Annotated in this window: 21 protein-coding genes; all 21 read right to left on the reverse strand. The window is 40.8% G+C overall.

Annotated elements, in window-relative coordinates; translation table 11 throughout:
- Positions 1 to 33: 33 nt before the first annotated feature.
- The 21 genes from R0K30_RS03650 to R0K30_RS03750 all read right to left on the reverse strand — a co-directional run bounded on the left by R0K30_RS03650 (position 34) and on the right by R0K30_RS03750 (position 23073).
- Positions 34 to 759: a GntR family transcriptional regulator gene (locus R0K30_RS03650; RefSeq protein ID WP_410609243.1), complete on the reverse strand. Its 726-nt coding sequence runs from the start codon at positions 757 to 759 to the stop codon at positions 34 to 36.
- Between the two features lie 164 nt (positions 760 to 923).
- Positions 924 to 3293: an FtsK/SpoIIIE family DNA translocase gene (locus R0K30_RS03655; protein ID WP_142353648.1), complete on the reverse strand. Its 2370-nt coding sequence runs from the start codon at positions 3291 to 3293 to the stop codon at positions 924 to 926.
- A gap of 110 nt (positions 3294 to 3403) precedes the next feature.
- Positions 3404 to 3640, reverse strand: coding sequence for a YlzJ-like family protein (locus R0K30_RS03660; protein ID WP_034317598.1), 237 nt, complete (start codon positions 3638 to 3640; stop codon positions 3404 to 3406).
- A complete protein-coding gene (locus R0K30_RS03665) occupies positions 3637 to 4365 on the reverse strand; it encodes a ClpP family protease (RefSeq protein ID WP_099725794.1) in 729 nt (242 codons plus the stop codon). Before R0K30_RS03665 ends, R0K30_RS03660 begins: the two co-directional genes overlap by 4 nt.
- A 120-nt stretch (positions 4366 to 4485) precedes the next feature.
- Positions 4486 to 6153 (reverse strand): ribonuclease J2, encoded by a 1668-nt coding sequence (gene rnjB, locus R0K30_RS03670; RefSeq protein WP_099725795.1) that lies wholly within the window; start codon positions 6151 to 6153, stop codon positions 4486 to 4488.
- Between the two features lie 171 nt (positions 6154 to 6324).
- The gene (dapA, locus tag R0K30_RS03675) at positions 6325 to 7191 is read right to left on the reverse strand and encodes a 4-hydroxy-tetrahydrodipicolinate synthase (protein ID WP_099725997.1); all 867 of its coding nucleotides are present in this window, start codon (positions 7189 to 7191) and stop codon (positions 6325 to 6327) included.
- 30 nt (positions 7192 to 7221) lie between these two features.
- Positions 7222 to 8436, reverse strand: coding sequence for an aspartate kinase (dapG, locus tag R0K30_RS03680; RefSeq protein WP_230030172.1), 1215 nt, complete (start codon positions 8434 to 8436; stop codon positions 7222 to 7224).
- Positions 8437 to 8528: 92 nt separating this feature from the next.
- The gene (asd, locus tag R0K30_RS03685) at positions 8529 to 9548 is read right to left on the reverse strand and encodes an aspartate-semialdehyde dehydrogenase (RefSeq protein ID WP_410609248.1); all 1020 of its coding nucleotides are present in this window, start codon (positions 9546 to 9548) and stop codon (positions 8529 to 8531) included.
- A 139-nt stretch (positions 9549 to 9687) separates the two neighbouring features.
- A complete protein-coding gene (gene dpaB, locus R0K30_RS03690; protein WP_099725798.1) occupies positions 9688 to 10281 on the reverse strand; it encodes a dipicolinate synthase subunit B in 594 nt (197 codons plus the stop codon).
- Positions 10278 to 11180, reverse strand: a complete 903-nt coding sequence (gene dpaA / locus R0K30_RS03695) for a dipicolinic acid synthetase subunit A (RefSeq protein ID WP_034317620.1) — start codon at positions 11178 to 11180, stop codon at positions 10278 to 10280. Before dpaA ends, dpaB begins: the two co-directional genes overlap by 4 nt.
- Before the next feature lie 123 nt (positions 11181 to 11303).
- Positions 11304 to 11576 carry a YlmC/YmxH family sporulation protein gene (locus tag R0K30_RS03700; protein WP_008344726.1) on the reverse strand — a complete coding sequence of 91 codons (273 nt, stop codon included), beginning with the start codon at positions 11574 to 11576 and terminating at the stop codon, positions 11304 to 11306.
- A gap of 62 nt (positions 11577 to 11638) precedes the next feature.
- Entirely contained in the window at positions 11639 to 13600 is a 1962-nt protein-coding gene (gene asnB, locus R0K30_RS03705; RefSeq protein WP_099725801.1) for an asparagine synthase (glutamine-hydrolyzing), read from the reverse strand.
- An 18-nt stretch (positions 13601 to 13618) separates the two neighbouring features.
- The gene (locus R0K30_RS03710) at positions 13619 to 14173 is read right to left on the reverse strand and encodes a hypothetical protein (protein ID WP_410609252.1); all 555 of its coding nucleotides are present in this window, start codon (positions 14171 to 14173) and stop codon (positions 13619 to 13621) included.
- Positions 14145 to 15137, reverse strand: a complete 993-nt coding sequence (locus R0K30_RS03715) for a hypothetical protein (RefSeq protein ID WP_230030171.1) — start codon at positions 15135 to 15137, stop codon at positions 14145 to 14147. The genes R0K30_RS03710 and R0K30_RS03715 overlap by 29 nt, the downstream gene beginning before the upstream one ends.
- A gap of 27 nt (positions 15138 to 15164) precedes the next feature.
- A complete protein-coding gene (locus R0K30_RS03720) occupies positions 15165 to 16358 on the reverse strand; it encodes an acyl-CoA dehydrogenase family protein (protein WP_410609254.1) in 1194 nt (397 codons plus the stop codon).
- The gene (locus R0K30_RS03725) at positions 16345 to 17634 is read right to left on the reverse strand and encodes a type III PLP-dependent enzyme domain-containing protein (RefSeq protein ID WP_410609256.1); all 1290 of its coding nucleotides are present in this window, start codon (positions 17632 to 17634) and stop codon (positions 16345 to 16347) included. Before R0K30_RS03725 ends, R0K30_RS03720 begins: the two co-directional genes overlap by 14 nt.
- A gap of 16 nt (positions 17635 to 17650) precedes the next feature.
- Positions 17651 to 18877, reverse strand: coding sequence for an ATP-grasp domain-containing protein (locus R0K30_RS03730; RefSeq protein WP_099725806.1), 1227 nt, complete (start codon positions 18875 to 18877; stop codon positions 17651 to 17653).
- Between the two features lie 4 nt (positions 18878 to 18881).
- Entirely contained in the window at positions 18882 to 20012 is a 1131-nt protein-coding gene (locus R0K30_RS03735; RefSeq protein ID WP_367307620.1) for a nucleotidyltransferase family protein, read from the reverse strand.
- Positions 19999 to 21135, reverse strand: a complete 1137-nt coding sequence (locus tag R0K30_RS03740; protein ID WP_249705478.1) for an aminoacyl--tRNA ligase-related protein — start codon at positions 21133 to 21135, stop codon at positions 19999 to 20001. The genes R0K30_RS03735 and R0K30_RS03740 overlap by 14 nt, the downstream gene beginning before the upstream one ends.
- Complete coding sequence (locus tag R0K30_RS03745; RefSeq protein WP_099725809.1) at positions 21136 to 21987, reverse strand: HAD hydrolase family protein; 852 nt, start codon at positions 21985 to 21987, stop codon at positions 21136 to 21138.
- A gap of 3 nt (positions 21988 to 21990) precedes the next feature.
- On the reverse strand, positions 21991 to 23073 hold the full coding sequence (locus R0K30_RS03750; protein WP_327925265.1) for an inositol-3-phosphate synthase: 1083 nt from the start codon (positions 23071 to 23073) through the stop codon (positions 21991 to 21993).
- Positions 23074 to 23078 lie beyond the last annotated feature (5 nt).

Genomic DNA, 23078 nt, shown 5'->3' on the forward strand with positions numbered 1-23078 from the left:
AAAGCAACCGCCTATGGAAGAGCGACCGCTTAGTTAAAATCGTTTACGTATGACATGAAAGCTGAATTTATCCGCTCGAAAGTAATTGAGTGAGTATAAGACCGGCTGATCATCCTGATCATAGTGCATTTGTTTCAGTAATAGTAACGCCGTTTCAGGATCACATTCTAGTATCGGTGAGACCTGATCGTGATAGCCAATCGGTTCGATGTCAGCAACTGCATATTTAATCCCGCTGTGTGGTTCTCTTCCAAACAGCTCAAAAAGTGACTCTTCTTCATGAGTAAAAGAAGCAGGGAGATGCTTGACCGGAATCTTATCTAAACAATAGACGACTGGCTGTCCATCTGCCGTTCGAACCCGTTCCATTGAAAAAATCTCATCAGATTCATCACACTGAAAACGAATGACATCATTCTCTGCCGGCTCCCCTTCTTGCGAAGATAAAAAGATGGTACCTGGCGTCATATTGACCTGCTCAATCATTTTCGTGACACTTGTCAGCTGTTCAATACCTGTTGAAAAGAGCGGCCTTGAATTGACAAAAGTCCCCACACCATGCCTTCTAATTAAATACTTCTCTTCTTCTAATATACGAAGGGCTTCACGCAGTGTCGCTCTGCTCACGCCTAAAAGCTTTGAGAGCTCAAACTCTGAAGGCAGCTTTTCTTTTTCCGCATATACGCCTGTTTGAATATCTTCTTTAATACGGTCAATCACTTTCAAATATAAATGGCGATTGTCTGTTTTGGTCGACATGTTTTCCCTCCGTCTAATCAATGCAAATGATAAGATGAGAAATCTCTATTCCGAGATAAGATGAACATAACTATATCATGTTTTTGTAAATAAATAAATAGTCTGACATCCAGTTAACATAATCATTATACCGTTGACTTTGTTTTAGGAAAGCTCTCTTCTATTTATGAAGAGAGCTCGTCATATTGTTCTTTTGAGAGCAGAACTTCTCTCGGTTTACTTCCTTCATATGGGCCTACAACCCCTCGCTCTTCCATTGCGTCAATCAGACGTGCCGCTCGTGTATAACCGATGCGGAATCTTCTTTGAAGCATAGAGACAGAAGCTGTCTGCATGCCGATGATGAGTTCCACTGCTTCATCATATAGATCATCTTCGACAGCTGCAAGCTGATCCTGCGTTTCTTCAGTTGGAATCATTTCTTCTTGATATTGCGCTTTTTGCTGGGTGATGACATGATCAACGACATGTTCCACTTCTTCATCTGATAAAAAGGCGCCTTGCACACGAACCGGCTTATTTGCTCCAACAGGTAAAAACAGCATATCCCCTCTGCCGAGCAGTTTTTCTGCGCCTCCCATATCAAGGATCGTCCTTGAATCTGTTTGGGAGGATACACTAAAGGCGATACGGGATGGGATATTGGCTTTAATGACACCTGTAATGACATCAACAGAAGGTCTTTGTGTGGCGATAATTAAATGAATCCCGGCAGCACGAGCCATTTGAGAAAGTCTTGTAATGGAATCTTCCACATCAGAGGAAGCAACCATCATTAAATCTGCAAGCTCGTCTACAATGACGACAATATAAGGAAGTTCTGGCTGCTTTGCCTCTTCTGATTGATTCATTCGTTTAATGTAATCATTGTATCCTTCAATATTCCTTGTCCCTGTATGAGAAAACAATTCATAGCGGCGCTCCATTTCACTGACTACTTTTTTGAGTGCCTGTGAGGCTTTCTTTGGATCCGTTACAACTGGAGCCAAAAGATGCGGAATGCCATTATAAACATTTAATTCAACCATTTTAGGATCAATCATCATCATCTTCACTTCATGAGGTTTCGCTCTCATGAGAATACTTGTGATAATGCCATTGATACATACACTTTTTCCGCTTCCAGTCGAGCCTGCTACAAGCAAATGCGGCATTTTGTTCATTTCAGCGAGCACGGCTTCACCTGAAATATTTCGACCAAGTCCAATGAGCAGTTTTGCATTTGGACGGTCATTTTGCTTCGATTCTAAGACCTCTTTTAAAGAAACCATGGCAATTTCTGCATTAGGAACTTCTATCCCGATGGCTGATTTTCCAGGAATCGGCGCTTCAATCCGAATGTCTTTTGCTGCTAGGGCAAGGGCTAAATCATCACTTAAGTTCACAATCTTACTTACCTTGACGCCGACATCTGGGTATACTTCATATTTGGTCACAGCCGGCCCTAAATGAACCTGAGTGACTTTCGCCTTTACACCAAAGCTTTGAAACGTTTTTTCAAGCTTCCTTGCATTTTCGTAAATATTTTTCTTATCTGTTTGCTGGCCTGAATGCTGCGGCTCTGCCAAAATATCAAGAGACGGCAATTCGTAATCTTTGTTTTCCAGTTCAGTAAACGTCATAGGCGGAGCTTCTTTTGGTTCATCAGCCGTACCTTGAGATGGTGCACTTTGCACGGACTCTTGAAGCGGTTCTGAGTCTTTTATTACCTGCTCTTTTTGAACCGGCGGGGTGAGAATGTCATCCCTGTCTGCAAAGCTTGAAATAATGGGCTGACTATTGTCAGAAGCCGGTGTTTCCTCCTCGATCAAGATATGATCATCTTCGTCATCTTCTTGAATGCGTGAACGCTTTTTCTTTTCACCTGTTTTCTGAGCGGGTGCGCTCTTTTTCGCCTGCCTGATCCCCTTCATATCTTGAACAAACGCCTTCCACTGCTTCACCATAAATTGTGATACAGGGAGTGTCACTTTTTTGACCATTTCTTGCAGTGATCGATTTGTGATCAGAACAATTCCAATCAGCATGAGAACAATCGCCATGATTTGAGAGCCTGCTTGTGCAAATAAGAAATACGAAGCAGCAAATAATACGGCACCGATCATGCCGCCTCCTAAATCAGGTGACCCAGTCTCACCTTTCATGTCCATTAAGAAAAGTTCAAACGTATTTCTGATCACACTTTGAGAGCCTATGACTCCTGCAGATGACAGGTGCTGAAAAAGCTTCACATGTGACAAAAGCAAGATACTTGCAATGATGCAGTATAGACCTACTTTTCTTCTTGTCAACATATCTGGGATTTGTTTTTTCCAAAAGATCGTCACACCAAAAAGAAATAATCCGATAAGGCAGAGAATAAACCATTCACCTGCAAAGAATCGGAATAGATGTACAAAGGTTTGTCCAACAACACCTAGCTGTAAAATGGCAATGATCGCTATGGCAATAAAGACTAACCCATTTAATTCATATTTCAGTTTTAGCTGTTTATTTTGTTTTTTTCTCGTTTTACGTTTCCTCTTTTTAGCCATACTCATCACCTTACTACGAAAGAAAATATAACCTACCGAAAGATCAGAAAGAAAGCAGCCTGGTTTTGGCTGCATCTTGTTGTAAGTTTTCCCTTTATTATAGCATAGAATCATTCATATGAGTCGGTTTGATTGGTGCCTAAATGTAACTTCAATCGCTTGCCTGGTGCAAGCTCTTGATTCAAAAAGTCCATTGGATTGGTGCTCATCACTTGAACAATTTCTGCTTCATCTTCTTTCATTTCAACCATCACTGGCACGCCTTGAATGTTCACCTGCTGTAGTTTGCGGTCTCCTTGATCCTCAGCGTAAATGGCTTCATAGGGCATAGGTGTATATAAAATCATTGGATCAGCCCCTCATTTTGAGCTGTCCTGTCTCCAATGAGTTCGTTCAACTTTTTAATCGCCTGTCCAACGCCGCCTACTTCATTCATGAGTCCATATTCTGCTGCCTCATGACCAACAACATTTGTTCCAATGTCTCTTGTCAAATTGCCTTTTGAAAACATGAGTTCTTTAAACTTCTCTTCTGTAATGTCTGAGTGGCTTGTGACAAAATTAATGACTCTTTCCTGCATTTTATCTAAGTATTCAAAGGTTTGCGGGACACCAATCACAAGACCGGTTAAACGCACAGGATGAATGGTCATAGTGGCTGTTTCTGCAATATAGGAATAGTCACACGATACAGCGATTGGGACACCAATTGAGTGGCCGCCGCCGAGCACAATCGATACAGTCGGTTTCGATAGTGACGCCAGCATTTCTGCAATGGCTAGACCCGCTTCTACATCGCCGCCCACTGTGTTTAAGATGATTAAAAGCCCTTCGATTTTTGGGTTTTGTTCAACTGCTACGATTTGCGGAATGACATGTTCGTATTTGGTTGTTTTATTTTGTGGAGGAAGCTGCATGTGACCTTCAATTTGTCCAATAATGGTGAGGCAATGTATATTTGTATCCTGTGGCAACTGCGGTACTGCTGTTTCACCAAGCTGCTGTATTTTGCTCATAATGCTATCTTTTTCTTCTGGCTTTCGCTCAGGCTGCTGTTCATTCTTTTCGTCCATTTGTCTCCATCCTTTCCTAAAAACTCTCCTCCTATTATGAACAAGAAGGTCGTATTCCATCCGCATTCCTAACGCCACATCAAAAAAGCCCAAAGAGCTTGGGCTCCTTGGGCTTTCTCATCACACTTCCATAATAATTGGAATGATCATCGGCTTACGTTTTGTTTTTTCATATAGGAATTGATTTAATACATCGCGCATGGATTGTTTCAGTGTTGACCATTCAACAATAGAGTTTTCCGTTTGCTCTTTGACAATTCCTTTTACCATCTCTGTTGCTTTCACAATCAGCTCTTCGGATTCTCTTACATAAACAAATCCTCTTGTGATGATTTCAGGTCCAGAAATTAATTGTTTCTTTTGTTTATCGAGCGTAATGACCACAATTAAGATCCCATCTTGAGACAGTAGGCGTCTATCGCGTAAAACAATGTTACCGATATCTCCAACGCCAAGACCATCAATCAAAATGTTACCTTGGTGAACTTTTTCGCCGATCTTTACGTTCTGTCCTCTGAATTCAACAACATCCCCTTTATCAATCAAGAAAATGTCACTGCGTTTCATTCCCACTTCTTCAGCAATACGAGAATGTGCTTTTTGCATACGATATTCGCCATTCACTGGAATTAAATACTTTGGCTTTAGTAAGTTCAGCATCAGTTTTAACTCTTCTTGACAGCCATGTCCAGATACATGTACACGCTTTTGAGCAAAAATGACCTGTGCTCCGCTTCTTGTGAGGAAATCAACAGTTTTTGAATACGTGAGTTCTTGTCCAGGAAGAGGTGTAGACGCAATCACAACGGTATCACCTTTTTCAATATGAAGCTGTTTGTGATTTTGTTTGGCCATTTTTGTTAAAGCAGCAAGAGGCTCTCCATGGCTTCCAGCCGTCAGAATGACCACATCGTTTTTCGCCATTTTCTTCACTTCTTGAACTGGCACAAATAATTCTTCGTCTGCTGTGACATAACCAAGCTTGATTGCCAGCTGAAGAGTTGTCATCATATTCTTTCCTGCTACTGCAAGCTTACGGCCATTTTGAATGGTTGCATTAATGATCTGCTGTACACGGTTAATATTTGATGAAGATACAGCGACTATCACACGATTCTCAGCATTGTACATCGCATTTGAGATTTCATCTTGGACGATCGCCTCAGACGGTGTATAGCCTGGTTTTTCAGCATTCACACTATCTGAAAGAAGTGCTAAAACGCCATTGTTTCCAATTTTCGCAATCTCTCCGATGTCACAGGCTTGGTTAAGCGCTGGGGTTTGATCAAATTTAAAATCACCTGTGCATACGATTGAACCAAGAGAGGTTTTGAAGCTGATCCCGACCGAATCAGGAATACTATGATTCGTTCTAAAGAATGATACTTTTGTTGTTTCAAATGTAATGACCGATTTCGCATGTACCTCGCGCAAATCAGCTTTTTGATTGAAGCCATATTGCTTTAATTTTTCTCGAAGTAACGCAAGGGTCAGCTTCGTTCCGTAGACTGGTACAGACAATTTACTCAAGGCATGGAATACGCCTCCGATTGCCTCATCATGTCCGTGGGTAAGAAAAATTGCTTTCACCCGATCAGCTCGTTCAGTTAAATAAGAGATATCAGGAATAACCACGTCAATGCCCAGCATTTCGTTTTCTGGATGCATTAAACCTGCATCTACAACATATATGTCTGAATCAATTTCAATGACATATAAGTTTTTGCCGATTTCTCCAACGCCTCCCAGTGCAATAATTCTTACGTTCTCTGTATTTTTCTTTTTCAAAATTCTTATCCTCCTAGTCTCAAGCCCGTCCATCATCGCTTAATGCTATTATAACTGAATCTAATTTTAGAAAACAAGATGAAGTCACATTTTAAGAAAGTGTTTATGTATAAAAAACGGTCATACTCAGGGGCATCTGAGAATGACCGCTTACGAAATTATTTGTTTTGATCAGCTATTTAATACGCCGCTCAAATCCAGTCTCTCTTCTTCTGACAAAGGCAAAAGCGGGAGACGAACAGATCCGACATCTAGTCCTTTCAGCTGAAGGGCTGTTTTGACAGGCGTTGGATTTGGCGCTGAGAAAAGCTGTTTCATGATTGGAAGCAGCTTTTGATGGATCAATGCTGCATTGGCTGTTTGACCTGAAGCATAGCTTTTAAGCATTTGCTGCATATCAAGTCCTACGATATGAGACGCCACAGAGACGACTCCTGTTGCACCAACAGCTACAGCAGGAAGTGTTAAGCTGTCGTCACCTGAATATACGTCGAAGTCTTCTGGCGTCTCTGCAATGATTTTTGTCATGGCATCTAGATCGCCGCTTGCTTCTTTGATCGCAACAATATTTGGTATTTGTGCTAGCTTAATCGTTGTTTCTGGTGCTAATGAAGCAACCGTTCTTCCTGGTACATTGTAAAGCATGACAGGAAGAGATGTAGACTCGGCAATTGCTTTAAAGTGTGCATACATGCCTTCCTGTGATGGCTTGTTGTAGTAAGGTACGACAAGCATCACTGCATCAACGCCCGCTTCTTCTGCTTTTTTTGTTAGTTTAATAGACGCATTTGTGTTATTACTGCCTGTTCCTGCAATGATTTTACAACGACCATTTGCTAATTTCACCGATTGCTGAAAAAGAGCGACCTTTTCTTCAGTCGATAAAGTTGGAGATTCGCCTGTTGTACCTGCAACGACTAAAGAGTCACTGCCGTTTTTTAACAAGTAATCAATGAGAATTGATAACTTTTGGAAATCAATGTTGCCCTTTTTATCAAAAGGTGTAATCATAGCTGTTGCGATATTTCCGAAATTCATTTTTTTCACCTCATCATGATTCAATCACATTTATCTTGAAAGTTCAAACACTTCATGCAGGGCATTGACAGCCGCTCTCATGTTTTCTTCGTGCACTAGCACCCAAATGGTCGTATGACTGTCTGCTGATTGTAAAATCGGAATGTTTTGCTCTGATAGAGCCGATACAATTTTAGATGTGACACCTGGTACACCCATGATGCCTGCTCCAACAGCTGATACTTTCGCGCAATTTGTTGTCACAACAGGTGTATAGCCGAGGTCTTTTAGGATCGACGTTGCCTTTTCAGTCATTCCACCTGTCACTGTATACACAATTTCACTCGGTGTAATGTTGAAGAAATCGACACTGATTTGTGCGTTTGCCATTGCTTTGAAGACCTCTGTTTGTACGCTGTATTGCCCTTCTTTCGCCGGGACTTTGATTTGCGTCACATCATTGACATGTGCAATACCCGTAATGAGGCGGTCATACACATCATGACTCATTTTATCTGAGTAGTGTGACGTCACAAGTGTGCCCTCATCATCAGAGTATGTTGAGCGGACCCTCATTGGTACTTTTGCTTGCATGGCAATTTCAACAGCCCTCGGGTGAATAACTTTCGCCCCTTGATATGCGAGGTTGCAAATTTCAGTATATGTCACGACTCTCAGTGGTTTTGCATTTTTTACGATGCGGGGATCTGCTGTCATAACCCCTTCTACATCTGTAAAGATATCGATAAAGTCTGCCTGCAATGCAGCGCCTAAAGCAGCTGCTGACGTATCACTGCCGCCTCGTCCAATCGTTGTCACGTCTCCATTTTTCGCGGCTCCCTGGAACCCAGCGACAACGACAACATCATGCTCAGAAAGTGCCGCTTCAAGACGTTCACACTTCATGTCAATAATTTTCGCACTCGTATGCTCTTGATCTGTCACAAAGCCTGCCTGTGCACCTGTCATCGCTACAGCCTTTATCCCGTTTTCATTCAGCATACTTGAAAACACAACAGCTGAAATATTTTCTCCGCAAGAAACGAGCAGGTCTTTTTCTCTGTTTGTCATGTGCTGCACGCTGCCATAAAGCAATCCAAGCAGCGTATCTGTCGCATAAGGATCGCCTTTTCGTCCCATTGCAGAAACGACTACAACCGATTTATAGCCTTTCTCTTTCGCAGATAAGATATGTGCAAGTGCCCTTTTTCTACCTTGATCATCTTTGACAGATGTACCGCCAAATTTTTGGACAATTATTTTCACTGTTTTCACTCCAAGTTCATTCTGACGTAACAGAAGAGAGCAGGCGAAAGATGCCTAACTCTCTTCTGTTCGTCCTCATCATCCATTGAATGTTAAACTAATTTTAATACTTTTAAGCTTTCTGCAATTTGAACTGAGTTCCATGCAGCGCCTTTCAGCAGGTTATCAGATACAATCCACAAATGGAACCCGTTTGGACGGTCCAAATCTTTCCGAATGCGGCCGACAAATACGTCATTTTTTCCAACAGCATCTGCAGGCATTGGATAAATTTGCTGAGATGGATCATCTTGCAATGTAATACCTGGTGCATCTTTTAGACTTGACTTGATGTCATCAACCGTTGCGTCATTTGATTCTAGTTCAACGTAAACAGATTCTGAATGTCCCGTTTCAATTGGAAGTCTCACACATGTTGCCGCTACTTCTAGCTCTGGCATATGCATAATTTTTTTCGTTTCGTTGATCATTTTCATTTCTTCAAATGTATAGCCATTGTCTTGGAATTTATCAATTTGCGGAATCGCATTAAATGCAATTTGATAAGGCATGACTTCTGGTGTTACATCTTCTTTATTTAAAATGGCTTGCGTCTGGCTGTATAGTTCGTCAATTGCTTCATGTCCTGCACCTGATACTGCCTGGTATGTGGACACAATGACTTTTTTCATTCCATACGCCTGACGAAGCGGTTCTAATGCCGCCACCATTTGAATAGTTGAACAGTTAGGGTTTGCAATGATCCCTTGATGGTCATGCAAATCTTTTTCGTTTACCTCTGGTACGACAAGAGGGATATTTTCGTCCATACGAAAAGCACTTGTGTTGTCTACAACAATCGCACCTCGTTTGACTGCTTCAGGAGCTAGCGCCTTGGAAACATTTCCTCCAGCACTGAATAGTGCAATGTTGACCCCTTCAAAGCTTTCAGGTGTTGCTTCTTGAACGGTATACTCTTGACCTCTGAATGTCACTTTTGTTCCCGCGGAACGTTTTGAGGATAGTAGAGTAAGTGTATCCATTTCAAAATCTCTGTCAGCTAGTGTTTTTAACATTTGTTGACCGACAGCTCCAGTCGCTCCAACTACAGCTACATGCAATCCTCTTCCCATCAGTAAAACTCCTTCCGACCCATCCATGATTCTTTTCTTTCGGATGGCCATCCTATGACTTTTTACATTTTATTTTACCATAGAAAAGCAAGGCTTGAAGCATCTTTTTTGAATCTTTCATGATTTTCTAGTGAATCTATTAATCGTTTGGTCCAATTAAAATCGGCTGAATTTGTCTATGCTGAAGCGCCTCTTCTACTGTTTGAGAAAGAAGGTCCATATTCGCTACCATAGATGTCGGTTTTTTGAATGGATCATCTTGGCCAAATGGAATAAAGAAAATGTTCTTTGTCGACATCAGCCTCATGAGATTTGTACCATTTAAGCCTAATGCATCGTTTGTCGAGATGCCTAGAACGACGGGACGATGATTTCGAATGGTTGCTTTTGCAGCCATTAAAACAGGACTGTCTGTCATGGCATTTGCGAATTTCGCCATGGAGTTTCCTGTTAAAGGTGCAATGACCATACAATCGAGTGGAAGCTTAGGTCCGAGCGGCTCTGCTTTTACGATAGAGTCAATCGCTTGAAATCCCGTCAGTTTCTCAATCCGCTCAATCCAGTCGGCTCCTTCTCCAAATCTTGTATTCGTGCTTTGCACCGTATACGACACCACAGGACGCACCTCTGCCCCTTCTTTCACAAGTGCTTCAATTTGCGGAAAAACGGCTTCATACGTACAGTGGGAACCTGTTAAACCAAAGCCGATTCTTTTCCCTCTTAATGTTGTCATGATTCCATCCCCCTTTTTTCCTCCGCAAGTTCACATAAGAGCCCGGAAAGCACTTTTGCAATGATTTGCCCTGCGGTCTTTGGTGCTACAATCCCTGGAAGACCTGGTGCAAGAAGCGCCTTCACTCCGTGCTTTTGCGCAAAGTCAAAATCTGTTCCGCCTGGGCGGGAGGCGATATCCAAAATGAGTGTCTTCGGTGTCATACTGACGATAACAGATGAATCTAATACTAAGCTCGGAATCGTATTGATGATGATATCAACATCTGTTACTTCTTCTTTTAAACGATCCATTGAAAACGGATCAAGTCCCATTTCAAAGGCTCGAGCTAAATGGGCTGTATCTGCAGCACCTACTTTCACATCCGCACCTAGTGCCCGAAATGTGCGGGCAATTGTGAGCCCTGTTCTCCCAAGCCCGAGGACAGCGACATGTGATCCATGAATCGTATAGTCCGTTTGCTGAATGGCCATCATGATAATCCCTTCAACTGTTGGAATAGAGTTATATATGGCAATATCATCGCGCTCAAACAGCTTCACAAGCTTCCGGTTCACCTGCTTTGCCAGATTGTCTAAGTACGTATTAGAAATACCTGAGTACAAGGTACAATGTGCTGGAGTTCTTTCTAAATATTCTGCTTCCAGCACGACCTGCTCATTTGAGAAAACTGTGGCGACGACGCCTTCATCTGTTGCACCTGATACCGGCAGAATCATACTGTCTACCTGTTCAAATGGAAGTTCTGACATTTTAAGCTTTTCAGCACCGATAAACCCATGATCCAGCTGATCAAATCCGACCAAAAACACTTTGGCATGCTGCTGTGACAGCTTGCGAATGATTTCAAGCTGCCTTGCATCTCCCCCGATCACCGCAACCGTTAAACCGCTCAACATACTGACCGTTCACCTTCTTTATTTAAAAAAGTCTGTAATATTTTCTGAATCTCCCTTTCAGCATATGAGGAGAGGATTCAGCCTGTGAACAAATCGGGAAGAGAAAAGAAAAAGAGCACCCTTTTATGATGGGTGCTCTTTTTCCCCGTGCGGCTGCAGTTCTTCAGGCACATCGAGAATGATCATATCTGATCCTATTTTTTGAATGTGATTCCACGGAACGCGGATGTCATTTCCTTGTTTTCGAAAGCCAAACCACTTGACGGAAGGTATGATGAGTGCTGTAATCTGACCGTCCTGTTCATTTATTTCAAGGTCGGTTTGTCCCAGCACGCCAAGCCGCTCCGCTCTTTTGATATCGACGATCTCTTTTCCTGACAGCTCACTTAGCCTCAAAATCGCATCACTTCCCTTCCATATCATATATGCAGCAGACAGGGGGAATAGACCGGATGTATTTAACGGCCAGATGGCAGAGGAAGACGCGCCGACTTGATATAGTGATCATGCCATAGCTCCAAATTGTAGAGCATCCAAACTTTTTGGTCAGCTCCATTTTTGTTTTTCTGATTCGGGTCATTTCTTAAGAATTGTTCTAGCGGCTTTCTTTGAAATAATTCAGTTGCAAAGCTTTGTTCATCAAGAAGCTTCTCTTCGATTTCTCCCATCCTTTTGCTCATCCAATGATACACAGGAACCGGAAAGCCCATTTTTCTTCTATATAATATACGCTTATCCACCGTTTGCTCCATTGTCTTTTTTAACATATATTTCGGAATATCTTGTACCTCGCTTGTTTTAAGACTCGATTGAAAAAATGCTTGCAGCCTGCTAGGTAATCCCTTGTAAGGAAGTTTATATTTAAAAGGCATGTCATTGACAAATTGGATGATTCGATGATCAAGAAACGGAACGCGCGCTTCAAGACCGTGTGACATGGTCATGATATCAAGCCGGTCTAACAGATTCGGCAGATGGATCTGCTGAAATAAATAGAGCAATTTGTTTTCATACGACTGTCCTTCCATTTTTTGAAAGCACTGCGCGATAAACTGATCCATGTGCGAATTGGAAGAATCGAATGAGGCAGCTTGATGATCTAAAAGCTGCCCTTTTTCTCCTGCAGTAAACCACGCATACCTTCTTTTGTAATGATCCATTTCATCTTCAAGGTGGATAAATTGATGCAATTGCTGCTGAAAGGATGGATCAAATAATAATCTTGAAAGCATTGGTGACAGCTTTCGGCTTTTTTGAAGCAGCAAAATTTTTCGCCAATCTGCCGGACTTCTAAACACCCGTCCATACCCTGCAAACAATTCATCTGCTCCTTCACCGCATAAAACAACCGTCACATGCTTTTTTGCTTCCTGTGACATGCGGTAAAAAGCGACTTCATGAGGAATGGAGAGAGGGTGATCTCTACGCTTTACAACTTCAGGCAATAATTGAAAATACTCTTCTTCACTCATTCGATGTGAGTGGAGCTTGACATTGTATTGGTCTGCTGCCAGCTTGGCATAACTTTCTTCAGAAAATCCTTTCTCTTCAAAACTGGTCGAAAAACAATGAATATCATCGTTAGCATACTTGGACATGAAAGCAACAATAGAAGTCGAATCCACCCCGCCGCTCAAAAAAGCTCCAACTGGCACATCTGACATCATCTGTTTTTGTACAGAATCTTGAAGTAATTCAAATAAGGCTTTTTGATAATAGTGTTCTCCTCGATCGATCCCATCCGACGGGAGAGGATATTGCCAATAGGCCTCTTTTGTTATTCCTGTTTCATCCATTTTCAAAAAGACGCCTGGAGGTAATTTATGAATTCCTTGAAAGAAAGTCTGTTCCCCGATGGAATAACGGAATGATAAATAACTGATGACAGCCTCAGGCTGAACGACAGTTTGTATGTCTGGATGCTGAAGAAGTGACTTCATTTCTGACCCAAAAACAAGCCCTCCCCGGCATTCTGAAAAATAAAGCGGCTTAATCCCAGACCGATCTCTAAATAAATAAAATACTTTCTTCTTTCGATCCCATATAGCAGCTGAAAACATTCCATTTAATTGCTCAATAAATGAAATCCCGTATTCTTCATAGCCATGAACCAGTACCTCTGTATCTGTCTGCGTACGAAACGTATGACCTTTATTCCATAGGTCTTCTCTCAATTCTTGAAAATTATAGATCTCTCCATTTAGAATCACAAATATAGAATCGTCTTCATTCGTCATTGGCTGAGGGCCAGAATGAATATCGATAATTGAAAGCCGCGTATGAACCAAACCAACTGATTCGTCTTGATATACACCACTATCATCAGGTCCACGCACAGCAAGTGCGTTTTTCATATTTAGTAAGATGTGATGGTCAAGTGGTGCTTGGTTAAAATGACAATAACCTGCAATGCCGCACATAGACACGTCTCCCTTCCATCAATTGTCTGACTGCTGGATCGTCATTGCGAAAATATGCATAAAAGGATTATCTTGAAAGCGAATTTCATCAAAAACTACCTTGTGTGATAAGGAGAGCGAATTAAGCCATAGCCTTGATGTCAAATGATGATTGATGCCTGCTACCGTATGAATATAATCAAATGCATATGCAGCGCGATCATTAAATGCAGGTTCTTGTTCAATGACATCGGTTAAGGAAAGCCGAGATTCATAAACAACTTTCCCCTCTCGTAAAAATGAAATATTTTCGTATAGATTGCCATTAGAAGAACAGCCAATAACATGTAGCGCTTCTGCTTCCAATAGCGGAAGGTGAATAGATTGACCCTCTAATTCAATATTGTCTCCTTGATCTTTATAAATGAATTGAAAAGGGATTCCTTCGACAAGATGATGTTGCAGGTTCATGACTAACTCAGCCGGTAAAGAAGCTCCGCCAATGGTTAACTGGCCTTTGTCATATTCATTTTGATGCGTGATGCCTCTGTTATTCACATAATCATCAAGAGAGATGGTTTGATAGGTCTTCATTTTGAATCACCTCTTTTAGTTGTGAGAGCAGGCCTGTCTCAATGTCTAATGTTTTCTGAAAGCGATTTGACGTCCGTTCAATCATGCTGCGGGGATTCTTACTGAGACCTACTCTAGCCGTAAAATTTGCGAGAACTGTCCAGCTTTGATATGCATCTTCAAAAGCTTGGATGAGAGGCTGTAAATGCCCATTTTCATAAGAGGATAAGAATGTCACCATATGTTTTCTCGAGTTGGCGACATCCTTTAATCCTTCAAAATAAACATTGTCTAATAAGTTTCCGTTTTCGTTGTCTTTGATACTATCAATATAATCTCTTTCAATGATTGAAATAGCCTTCAAGCCTGTGACGACCCCGGGCAATTCAAAATGTGGCGGTGCTCCTTCTAAAATGGCAACATGCTCTTTTAAAATCGTCAGCACATCTGGTTGTTGCTGACGATCTACATATTTAATCCATTTATATCGATTTTCAGTTCGAGGCGTATGATCATATATAGAGCGGGCAGCTTTCATCAAATGGTCTTTACTTAAGGTGCCATGATATGAATATGCATGATCACTAACTACCACATGATCACCTTTTACCTCAAGTACTTCCAATGTGTGATACCCATGTTCCCTTTCATAAAATGGACAGTATGGTAATTCAAAAATATCCAGTGAAACAGACACTGTCCCATTGCTCGGATGCTGTTTGAACACCCTGTTGATATAAAGGTCTAATTCCTCTTCAGTGTAAAAAATTTCTTCTAAATGGATTCCATTATGTTGTAGAATATCCTCACGAAAATGCTTAAAGGAACCCATTAAAATAAACCCTTGGTCTTGAGATCTATAAACAATGCCAGCTTGCCTCCAAATCCTGTCGATTTTAATCCCTTTTCTAAGAAGCATGGCAGCAATCGTTAATTGAGAGCAGTTCAAATAATTGTTTCGAAAGATGGGCGTTGTAATCGTCAAATAAGTCTCCTCCCTTTTTTCTTGCCATCATACCCAGCGATTTTTTAATGGGATAATGCCAAGCTCTTTTTTCGCAATCACTTCTTTTAATAAGTCTTCAGACGGTGGATGGAATTTTGCCGCTTTGACATCTCGGCTAAGACGTTCCAAAAAAGATCCTTGTTGTAATGAAGAAAAACCCTCTACTTGAGAGGCCAGCTGCACGATCTCTTCTGCAGCCTGCGTCACAAAATGTTTTGTAATAAGCGTCTTCGTATACAACTCACTTGTGTAATGATTTTGTGCCTTTTCATTATCTGCTTGCTGGGCACAGGCCATGAGCTGAGAGTGTGCAACATCTAGCTTCATTTTCATATCAGCTATACGAAATTGTTGACCCGGTAAAAAAGCCGTTTTCTTTTTGGAGATTCGATCATTTTTTTGATAAGTCATATCGAGGGCGTGTTCATATGCTGCTTTTGCAATGCCGTAATAAACTGCTGTAACAGCTAAACGAAACCAATAGATCAAATTTTCAGTATCTTCTATTGCGTATCCTTCCCGCCCGATGAGATGATCATCGGGTATAAATACTTGATCAAAATGAATGTGATGACTCATAGATGCTCTCATTCCAGAATAATTCCACGACTCCTCAATTGCAGCACCTTCACTCGGTAACGTCATTAAGAGTGCAGTCATTCCATATTGAGATGTGCATGATGACGGGGCATACTCACAATAAATTGGTAAATACTTAATGCGCGGTGCACCTGTCACTGTAAACTTTGTTCCACTTACAAGATATCCGCCATCTGTTTTTTCAGCTGTAATGGTGGGGATTCCGTCCATTTGCTTTCGCTGATAAATAAAAATTACATTCGGATCACTAACAGAAGCGATTAACTCTCCTGAACGCCGGATATCATCAAAAACCGAGGACTGCTGCTCACTTGAAAGCACTTCAGAAAAGGCGCCAAGTGAATAGTAATGCATCGCCATAATTAAACCTGTCGATGCACAGCCTTTAGCTATTTGTGACAAGAGGGTCACCGTTTTTTCAAAACCATATCCAAGGCCTCCATCTTCTTTCGGCATATTGGCGACATGTAATCCACATTCAATTAGTTCGTCAACATTTTGATGCGGGAATTGACATTCGGCATCAAGCTGCCTGGCTCTTTCAGAAAAATGGAGAACGAGACGATCAATCGTTTCTTGACGAAGCTCAGTCAGTTTCACATTCAACCCTCCTTTGTTTAAAAAGCGGCATGTTCTGTTTTAATAAGAGATCTTCCGGGTCGCCTCTATCTCGAATAATATAATCGTCTCCTTCAAATAAAAGCAGCTCTAGCGGAGAAGAATGGCCTAAAAATAAGGTAGGGCTGTAGCAAAGACCATATGCGCCTGATTTCTCTATACAAAGTAGATCACCTGGTTCACCTTGCGGGAGTTCCACCTGCCTGCCAATTAAGTCTTCTGGGGTGCAAAGTGGACCAACAATCGTTTGTTTCACTACAGCAGCGGGTTTATTGGAATGTTTGATGAGCCGCATTGGATAATTATTGCGCAGCAGCCTGCCTCTAAATGTCATCGCTTGATGATGATGCATTCCGCCATCTGCAATTAAAAATGGTTCCCCTTTTGAATTTTTCACATATTGGATGGATGTTAAGTAAACACCACATTCTGCTAAAAGGAAACGCCCCATTTCGATAATAAACCTCGGAAACGCCAGCTCAGATTCATACGCTCTAATCAATTCTGCTACTTTTTGAAATAGCCTTTCAGCATTGAGGGGTGTTTCATGCTGAAAATATGGAACCCCAAATCCTCCGCCTAAATCAACCATTTCGCATGTCAATCCATAGTCATTCTTTATTCGAACAGCTGTGTTGAGAGTATATTCAAACGATGATAACAGCGACGTTTCATCAAGAACTTGAGTGCCCAAATAAATATGAATCCCTTTAAACAAAAGAGTGTCTTCATACGCCTGAAAAAGATCAAATACATCTCCAAGTTTCGATTCATCTATCCCAAATGGACTTGGAACACCGCCCATTTTTATTTTTGCTCGTGACTCAATTGATTCAGGATTGATACGAATGCCTGCTGCTACTTGCTTGCCTTGATGTTTTGCAGACTCAGCGATATAAATCAGTTCTTCCTTTGATTCTGCGATAATGCAGTATATTTGGTGTTCAATGGCTGTATCTATTTCTTCTTTCCGCTTACCAGGTCCAGAAAAAATGATGTGCTGCGGAGAATATCCTGCTTTTACAGCCATTAAAAGCTCGCCTACAGAAGCCACTTCTATCCCCGCTCCAAAAGACCGTAACAAGGATGCAATCGAAAGATTTCCATTGGACTTAAATGAAAAGAACACCTCTGCTGATTGATGGAGCCATGATGTAATGCGATCATAATGATCTTTCAATTCATCTCCATCGTATACATACATCGGCGTCCCATAACGATTCGCTTTCTCCAAGAGTGACGTGTCATTTTTCGGCAAATCCCCTCCTCCTTTCTTAAGAAAATTCCATTTCATCAAAAATTGTCAGCATCTTGTCCTGCTTCTCCTTTTTCATATGATAAAACAATATGAACAATCGATAGTGCCACATATCGTCAGCTCTCTTCTTACCAAATGTATAAATAAAAAACCCACCATCTTCTCCTGGGTTGAGTGCTTTAGTGATGGCCTTTAAAATATCTTCAAATGGCAAATCAGCGCTGCATGAGAATCTTTTCAAGCGGCTCTCGATATATTCGTACGTTGAAAAAAAACGGCAAATGATCGGGAGTAAATAAGTAACCTGCGTGAAACGAGCATTTATTTCAATAATCGGTATGAGCTGTTCATCTTCATCAATAATCGAATCGACTCCAACCACACCTCTATATCCTTCTTCATAGAGAAGCTCTATAATTCGATGCATGCTTTCTTCGTATTCACGTTTTTTGTCCATTTCATAAACAGGAGCAAAATCGGTCCCTAAATAGATGCCGTCTTCATTGATTTTCTGCTCTGTAATTGAAAGTAAGTGTGACTCTTTATCTTGAATAAGCAGTTGGGCATTTAATGATCTTTTAATCGGATGCCATCCCTCTAATATCAGGTCTGTTTGAATTTTTCTTCTTTCAATAAAGGTCAAAAGCTGCATGAAATCTCGTTCATTTTTTAAAATACGAAGCCCCTTCCCAGATGATCCATAAGGTATTTTGAGAACCATTTTTGAGAAGTTCTTCTCCCTTAATTCTTCATACGTCCGTTTTAACTCGTCCGCATTTTGACAAATAGCACCGCAAGTGACTTTAAATTGATGCTTTTCCGCCCATCTTCTAGTGAAAACTTTATGATTGAACCGCTTAACGAGTTTTGGATTTGATCCATAGATCCTTCTATTTTCAATAAATGCTTCTTGTTCAAGGGACTCATCAAAAAGATAGGGGACAATGAAGCCCTTAAGTTTAAACGCATCTTCTTTTTGAGTGATCTGTGGCAGCTGGACACCTCTTTTTTTCAAATAGGCTAAAAAAGCCGCTTCAGGCTGATGGTGAAAGATGACATGATGATCCTTAGATGCAATCAAAAGCAGTTGTTGTTCTTGCTGAAGTACCAGTTCATTTTGAACATGGTCTGTCATCACAGGTAAAGCCCTTGTTTGATCCCAGCTTTGTTCTTGATTCATATTCCCAAACCATATCACGTCGTTTCTTCCCTCAAAATCAAATAGCGTTGCCGGATCTTTCATCACACTACTCCTTATGAACAGAATGCTTTTTAATATCTAAAGACCGATTAATATGAAAGAAGCGTTTACGAATCGGCTGATCCCAAGTATGAATGACATCATTTGCATCAAGCACTTCCGATAAATAAGTAAGCGATTCGGGTTGAAGTGCATCCATTATGATATCCGAAATGGTATGCGGGAAGACTTCATTCACATAATGAAAAGCGAAATAGACCATCTTTTCAAATCCATATGTTTTCGTTCGATTGACAAATAGATCTACATCAACAAGGTCTTCCCTCATAAACATCCCATATATATCAAGCAGTTTATAAAGAAGTAAGTCTTTCATTGATTCGACTTCATTTAAATAAATGGCCTCTTTGTAAAAATGAATACATAAGAAAAGCAGCATATCCTCTTCTTTTAATGACCATACAAGGTGTTGATCAACAGATGTCTGAATTCGTCTAGACAGCATCTCTTGGACAATTGAATCCGTCCGGTTTCCTGTCATGAGGTCTACAGAAAACTGAACATCAATTTTATGACAATCAATAAAACGGCATTCTGGAGAAGGTTTCATATAGGTGTAGGTTTGATGTGAGTTCATGATGAGGTAAAGAATTTCACTTCGTTTGGCAGGTGTGACAGCCTCGGTTTCATAGTTCCAAGAACCTTGAATATAACCTAAGTCTTTTAATACATGTCCAGTTTCTTGCAGCTGATCTTGTGAGATAAAGAGATCATTGTCTCCAAATAACCTAAGTCCTACATCTCCATACGCCCACTGGCCAATCACACTTCCTTTTACAATGGCATATTCAATTCCCTTTTGATCAAGTGCTTGAAATAATCGATCGTTTAACGTGATATTGTCTCGTGCCGTTTCTAACTGACCCTTGTACATAATCTCTAAAGACTTTAAAAAATAAGTCGCTTTAAAATCTTTTCTTAAATGAATGGCATATTGTTTAATATTCTTCCACGCAATACCTGCTGTCCGGTGAACATGTAACATTCCGAGAATGACATTCCAGTCTTGTTGCTGATACAGAAGCTTCTGCATCTCCTTAATCTGGTTGTCTTTTAAAAAAGGAGTCGATAAGATGAGGGCTGTGTGCTCTTCTTGAGTGAGATTACTTTGCAGCATAGCTACCCTCCTTTAAATGAAGCATTTCTTCAGGCCAATTCTTTCGATTTCGACCGTACGTTTGTAAAAATACTTGAACCCATCGATCGATACCAAATGCGGCGCAACCTGAATAAAGCGGCAAACCATTTTCTCCTTTGATCTGGAACCTGTCACAAAGCATCTCTCCACAATCATTAAAAGAAGCGATCGATACGTCTTTCTTTTCTGTAACAGCTACCAATTCATATTTGCTGTTAGCCATTAATTGATAATTCGCTTTATCCATATCATCATAAAAGAAAAAGGGATCATTTGCTGTCGTCACCTTTCCACTAAGGCCAAGCTGATGAAAGCATTGCCATGTGTTTTCAAGGAGTGTTTTTCTTGTTTCATTGATATATTCGCTGTCACCAATAAACACAATTTCACGCATACTAAATTCTAGTTTCCTTAGTGGATCAACTTTCCAAGAAATTTCATGTCTAAAGCATTGACCCGCAGCTGTCATGATCTGATAGTCTGCATACGTCTTCCCTTCCCATTCCTCGTAACAGTGATAACAAATACACGGTTGTAAAAAACGGCCTGCCTGCTGAAAGTGTTCAGGAAGAAAACCATGATGCTTTTCTCGAATATCATCAATAATTTGATAATCATGCGGTATTTCAAAAACAGAATAAATATTTTGCGGAAAATTCGTATGATATTTACATTTCTCCATTAACTCTTTACTGATCGTAGAAGGATATCGTCTTTGTTTGGCTCCTAGTGAAGCCCCCATATTTAAAAACAATTGGTCAAAGTAGTGGGAGAGTTCCATTTCAATTTCATCATAAAAGGTTCGCATTTGGTCATCCCCGCTTAATTTGGAATGAACAGGCTCACTGATTAAATGAATATTTGATTTCATTTCTTTTTCACGAAACCTGCGCAATTGAGCCGCGTTCGACGATAACTTCAAAAACGCCGTTGAGATTGCATCCGCATCTCCCTTTTGATCTACTGTTACTTCAATGACAGACTCCTCTTCACGAAGGGCAACATGCAGAATGTGGGCAGATAGAAATGAAACTCTTTCCATAAAATCCGGTATCATTGTTTCTTTTAGTGTGTCTGGTAAAGGCAGCTTAAGGGTCCTCAACTAAATACCTCCCTTTTCATTGATTACGTGTGGTGCTTCAGGCGTTTGTAAAGCTTTAAGAAGATAGTTATAAATAGGCTCTTTTAAATGAACATCACATAACTCAATCGCTGACGGATGACTATCTTGAACTGCCACCCCCCACTTGGCCTTCTTCAGCAGAAGCCTGTCATTATGACCATTTCCAAAAGCCATCACGCGGCCTAAATCACTTTCCCCAAAACAGTCTAATAAATGGTGCCCCAGCATATCTGCCTTACAAATTCCTTTCGGAGAAATCACTTGAGCATTTAAAAACTGGGCATCTGCTACCTCACAATAGCAATCTCTTAATTGATGTGCGATATCTATTGTTTCTTTTGGTAAAATAAATAATTTCGTCACACGGTCAAAGTGGAATTCTTTCTTGTGACCAACCTCTATTTTTTCTCGTGGAAATGTGTAAAGCATGCAGTATTTCAACTTAGCGCTTTTACTTGACGCCACGTGCTTCCCATTTGATTCCATGACAAATTCAGCTTTTCTATCAAATAATGAGATGATTTGTTTGCATAAAGCGGAATCTAGATATTGTTTGACGTCAAATGTTTTCTTTTGATGATGGCAAACGACATTTCCATCATTCAATAGAACATCGTGGTGAAACAAATGAAGTAGAGAAGGATCTAAGTTCAGAGAAAAGAAAGAATCATAGGTTCTACCTGTCACGATCATTGGAATAATGCCTCTTTGGCGCAGTATGTTCACTGCGCCATGGACATCACCAATGAGTTGACCTCGATCGTCAATTAATGTTCCATCCAAGTCAAAAGCGGCAAATTTTATCTCACGAAGGTTAAGTTCCGCTTCCACTTATTACACCTTTTTCAGCTCAGCATTTGCTACATAATCATTGAACAAACGCAATGATTCTGAATCTACTTGTCCAATTGGAGGACTTTTAAATAAGAATGGGCAGACGTCATGAATGACACCACTGTGATTCAAGTCTTTAGCTGCTTTTGCTACACGCATCGCATTCGCAATAACACCAGCTGAATTTGGACTATCTTCTACTTGTAAGCGGATTTCAAGTGAAATCTCAGAATCTAAAACAGAATTTCCTTCTAATCGAAGAAAGCAGACTTTATGATCACCTAGATAGCTGACATATCCATTTGGACCTGCTGCGACTTCACTGGCATCAATACCAGATGCAAATAATGCTTTTCTCTTCGATTTTTGCTTACTCGTTGATCTCATTGGATTGGCAAGGTTTAAAAAGTCTGTGTTGCCTCCGACATTCAATTGGTACGTATTGGTGATATCAATGCCGCGGGATTTCAATAGTTCAATCAACGCTGTATGCAGTGTCGTTGCACCTAAATGACTTCTTAAATCGTCTCCAAGAAGCGGGGTACCTGAGTCTTCAAACATTTTGACAAATTCAGGGTCATTTGCCACTGGCTCTGGTGTTGCATTAATAAAGGCGGTATGAGCGTGTGCACATGCCTCTGCGTATACTCGAACAGCTTCGAACGAGCCTGTCGGTAAGAAGCAGACAAGTACATCTGCCTGTACGTCCTTCAGTCTTTGCGTCACGTCATGTGTGTTGATTTTCAGGGAATCTTCATGCGGTTGAATACAGTTGGACAAATCTCCTTCAAGCCCATCACATAAAGGGCCTGCTTCAACCGGCACTTGGAAAAAAGGAACTTCTATATGTTTAATGGCAGCCGTTGGTTTAGTAAAAATCGCCTCTGATAAATCTTTTCCTACTTTATTTTGATCCACTTCAAAAGCTGCAACAAATTCCACGTCAGATAATTGATAGCCTCCAATGACTTCATGCATAACACCAGAGGGCGTATCCATTTTTTCCTTTGCCATTTCTACAAATTGAACGATACTTGATGCACATGAACCTACTCCAGCAATTGCTACACGAACTTTTGTCATTTTCA

The organism is Bacillus sp. SIMBA_154 (assembly GCF_046536015.1).
GTDB classification, from domain to species: Bacteria; Bacillota; Bacilli; order Bacillales; family Bacillaceae; genus Bacillus; species Bacillus pumilus_P.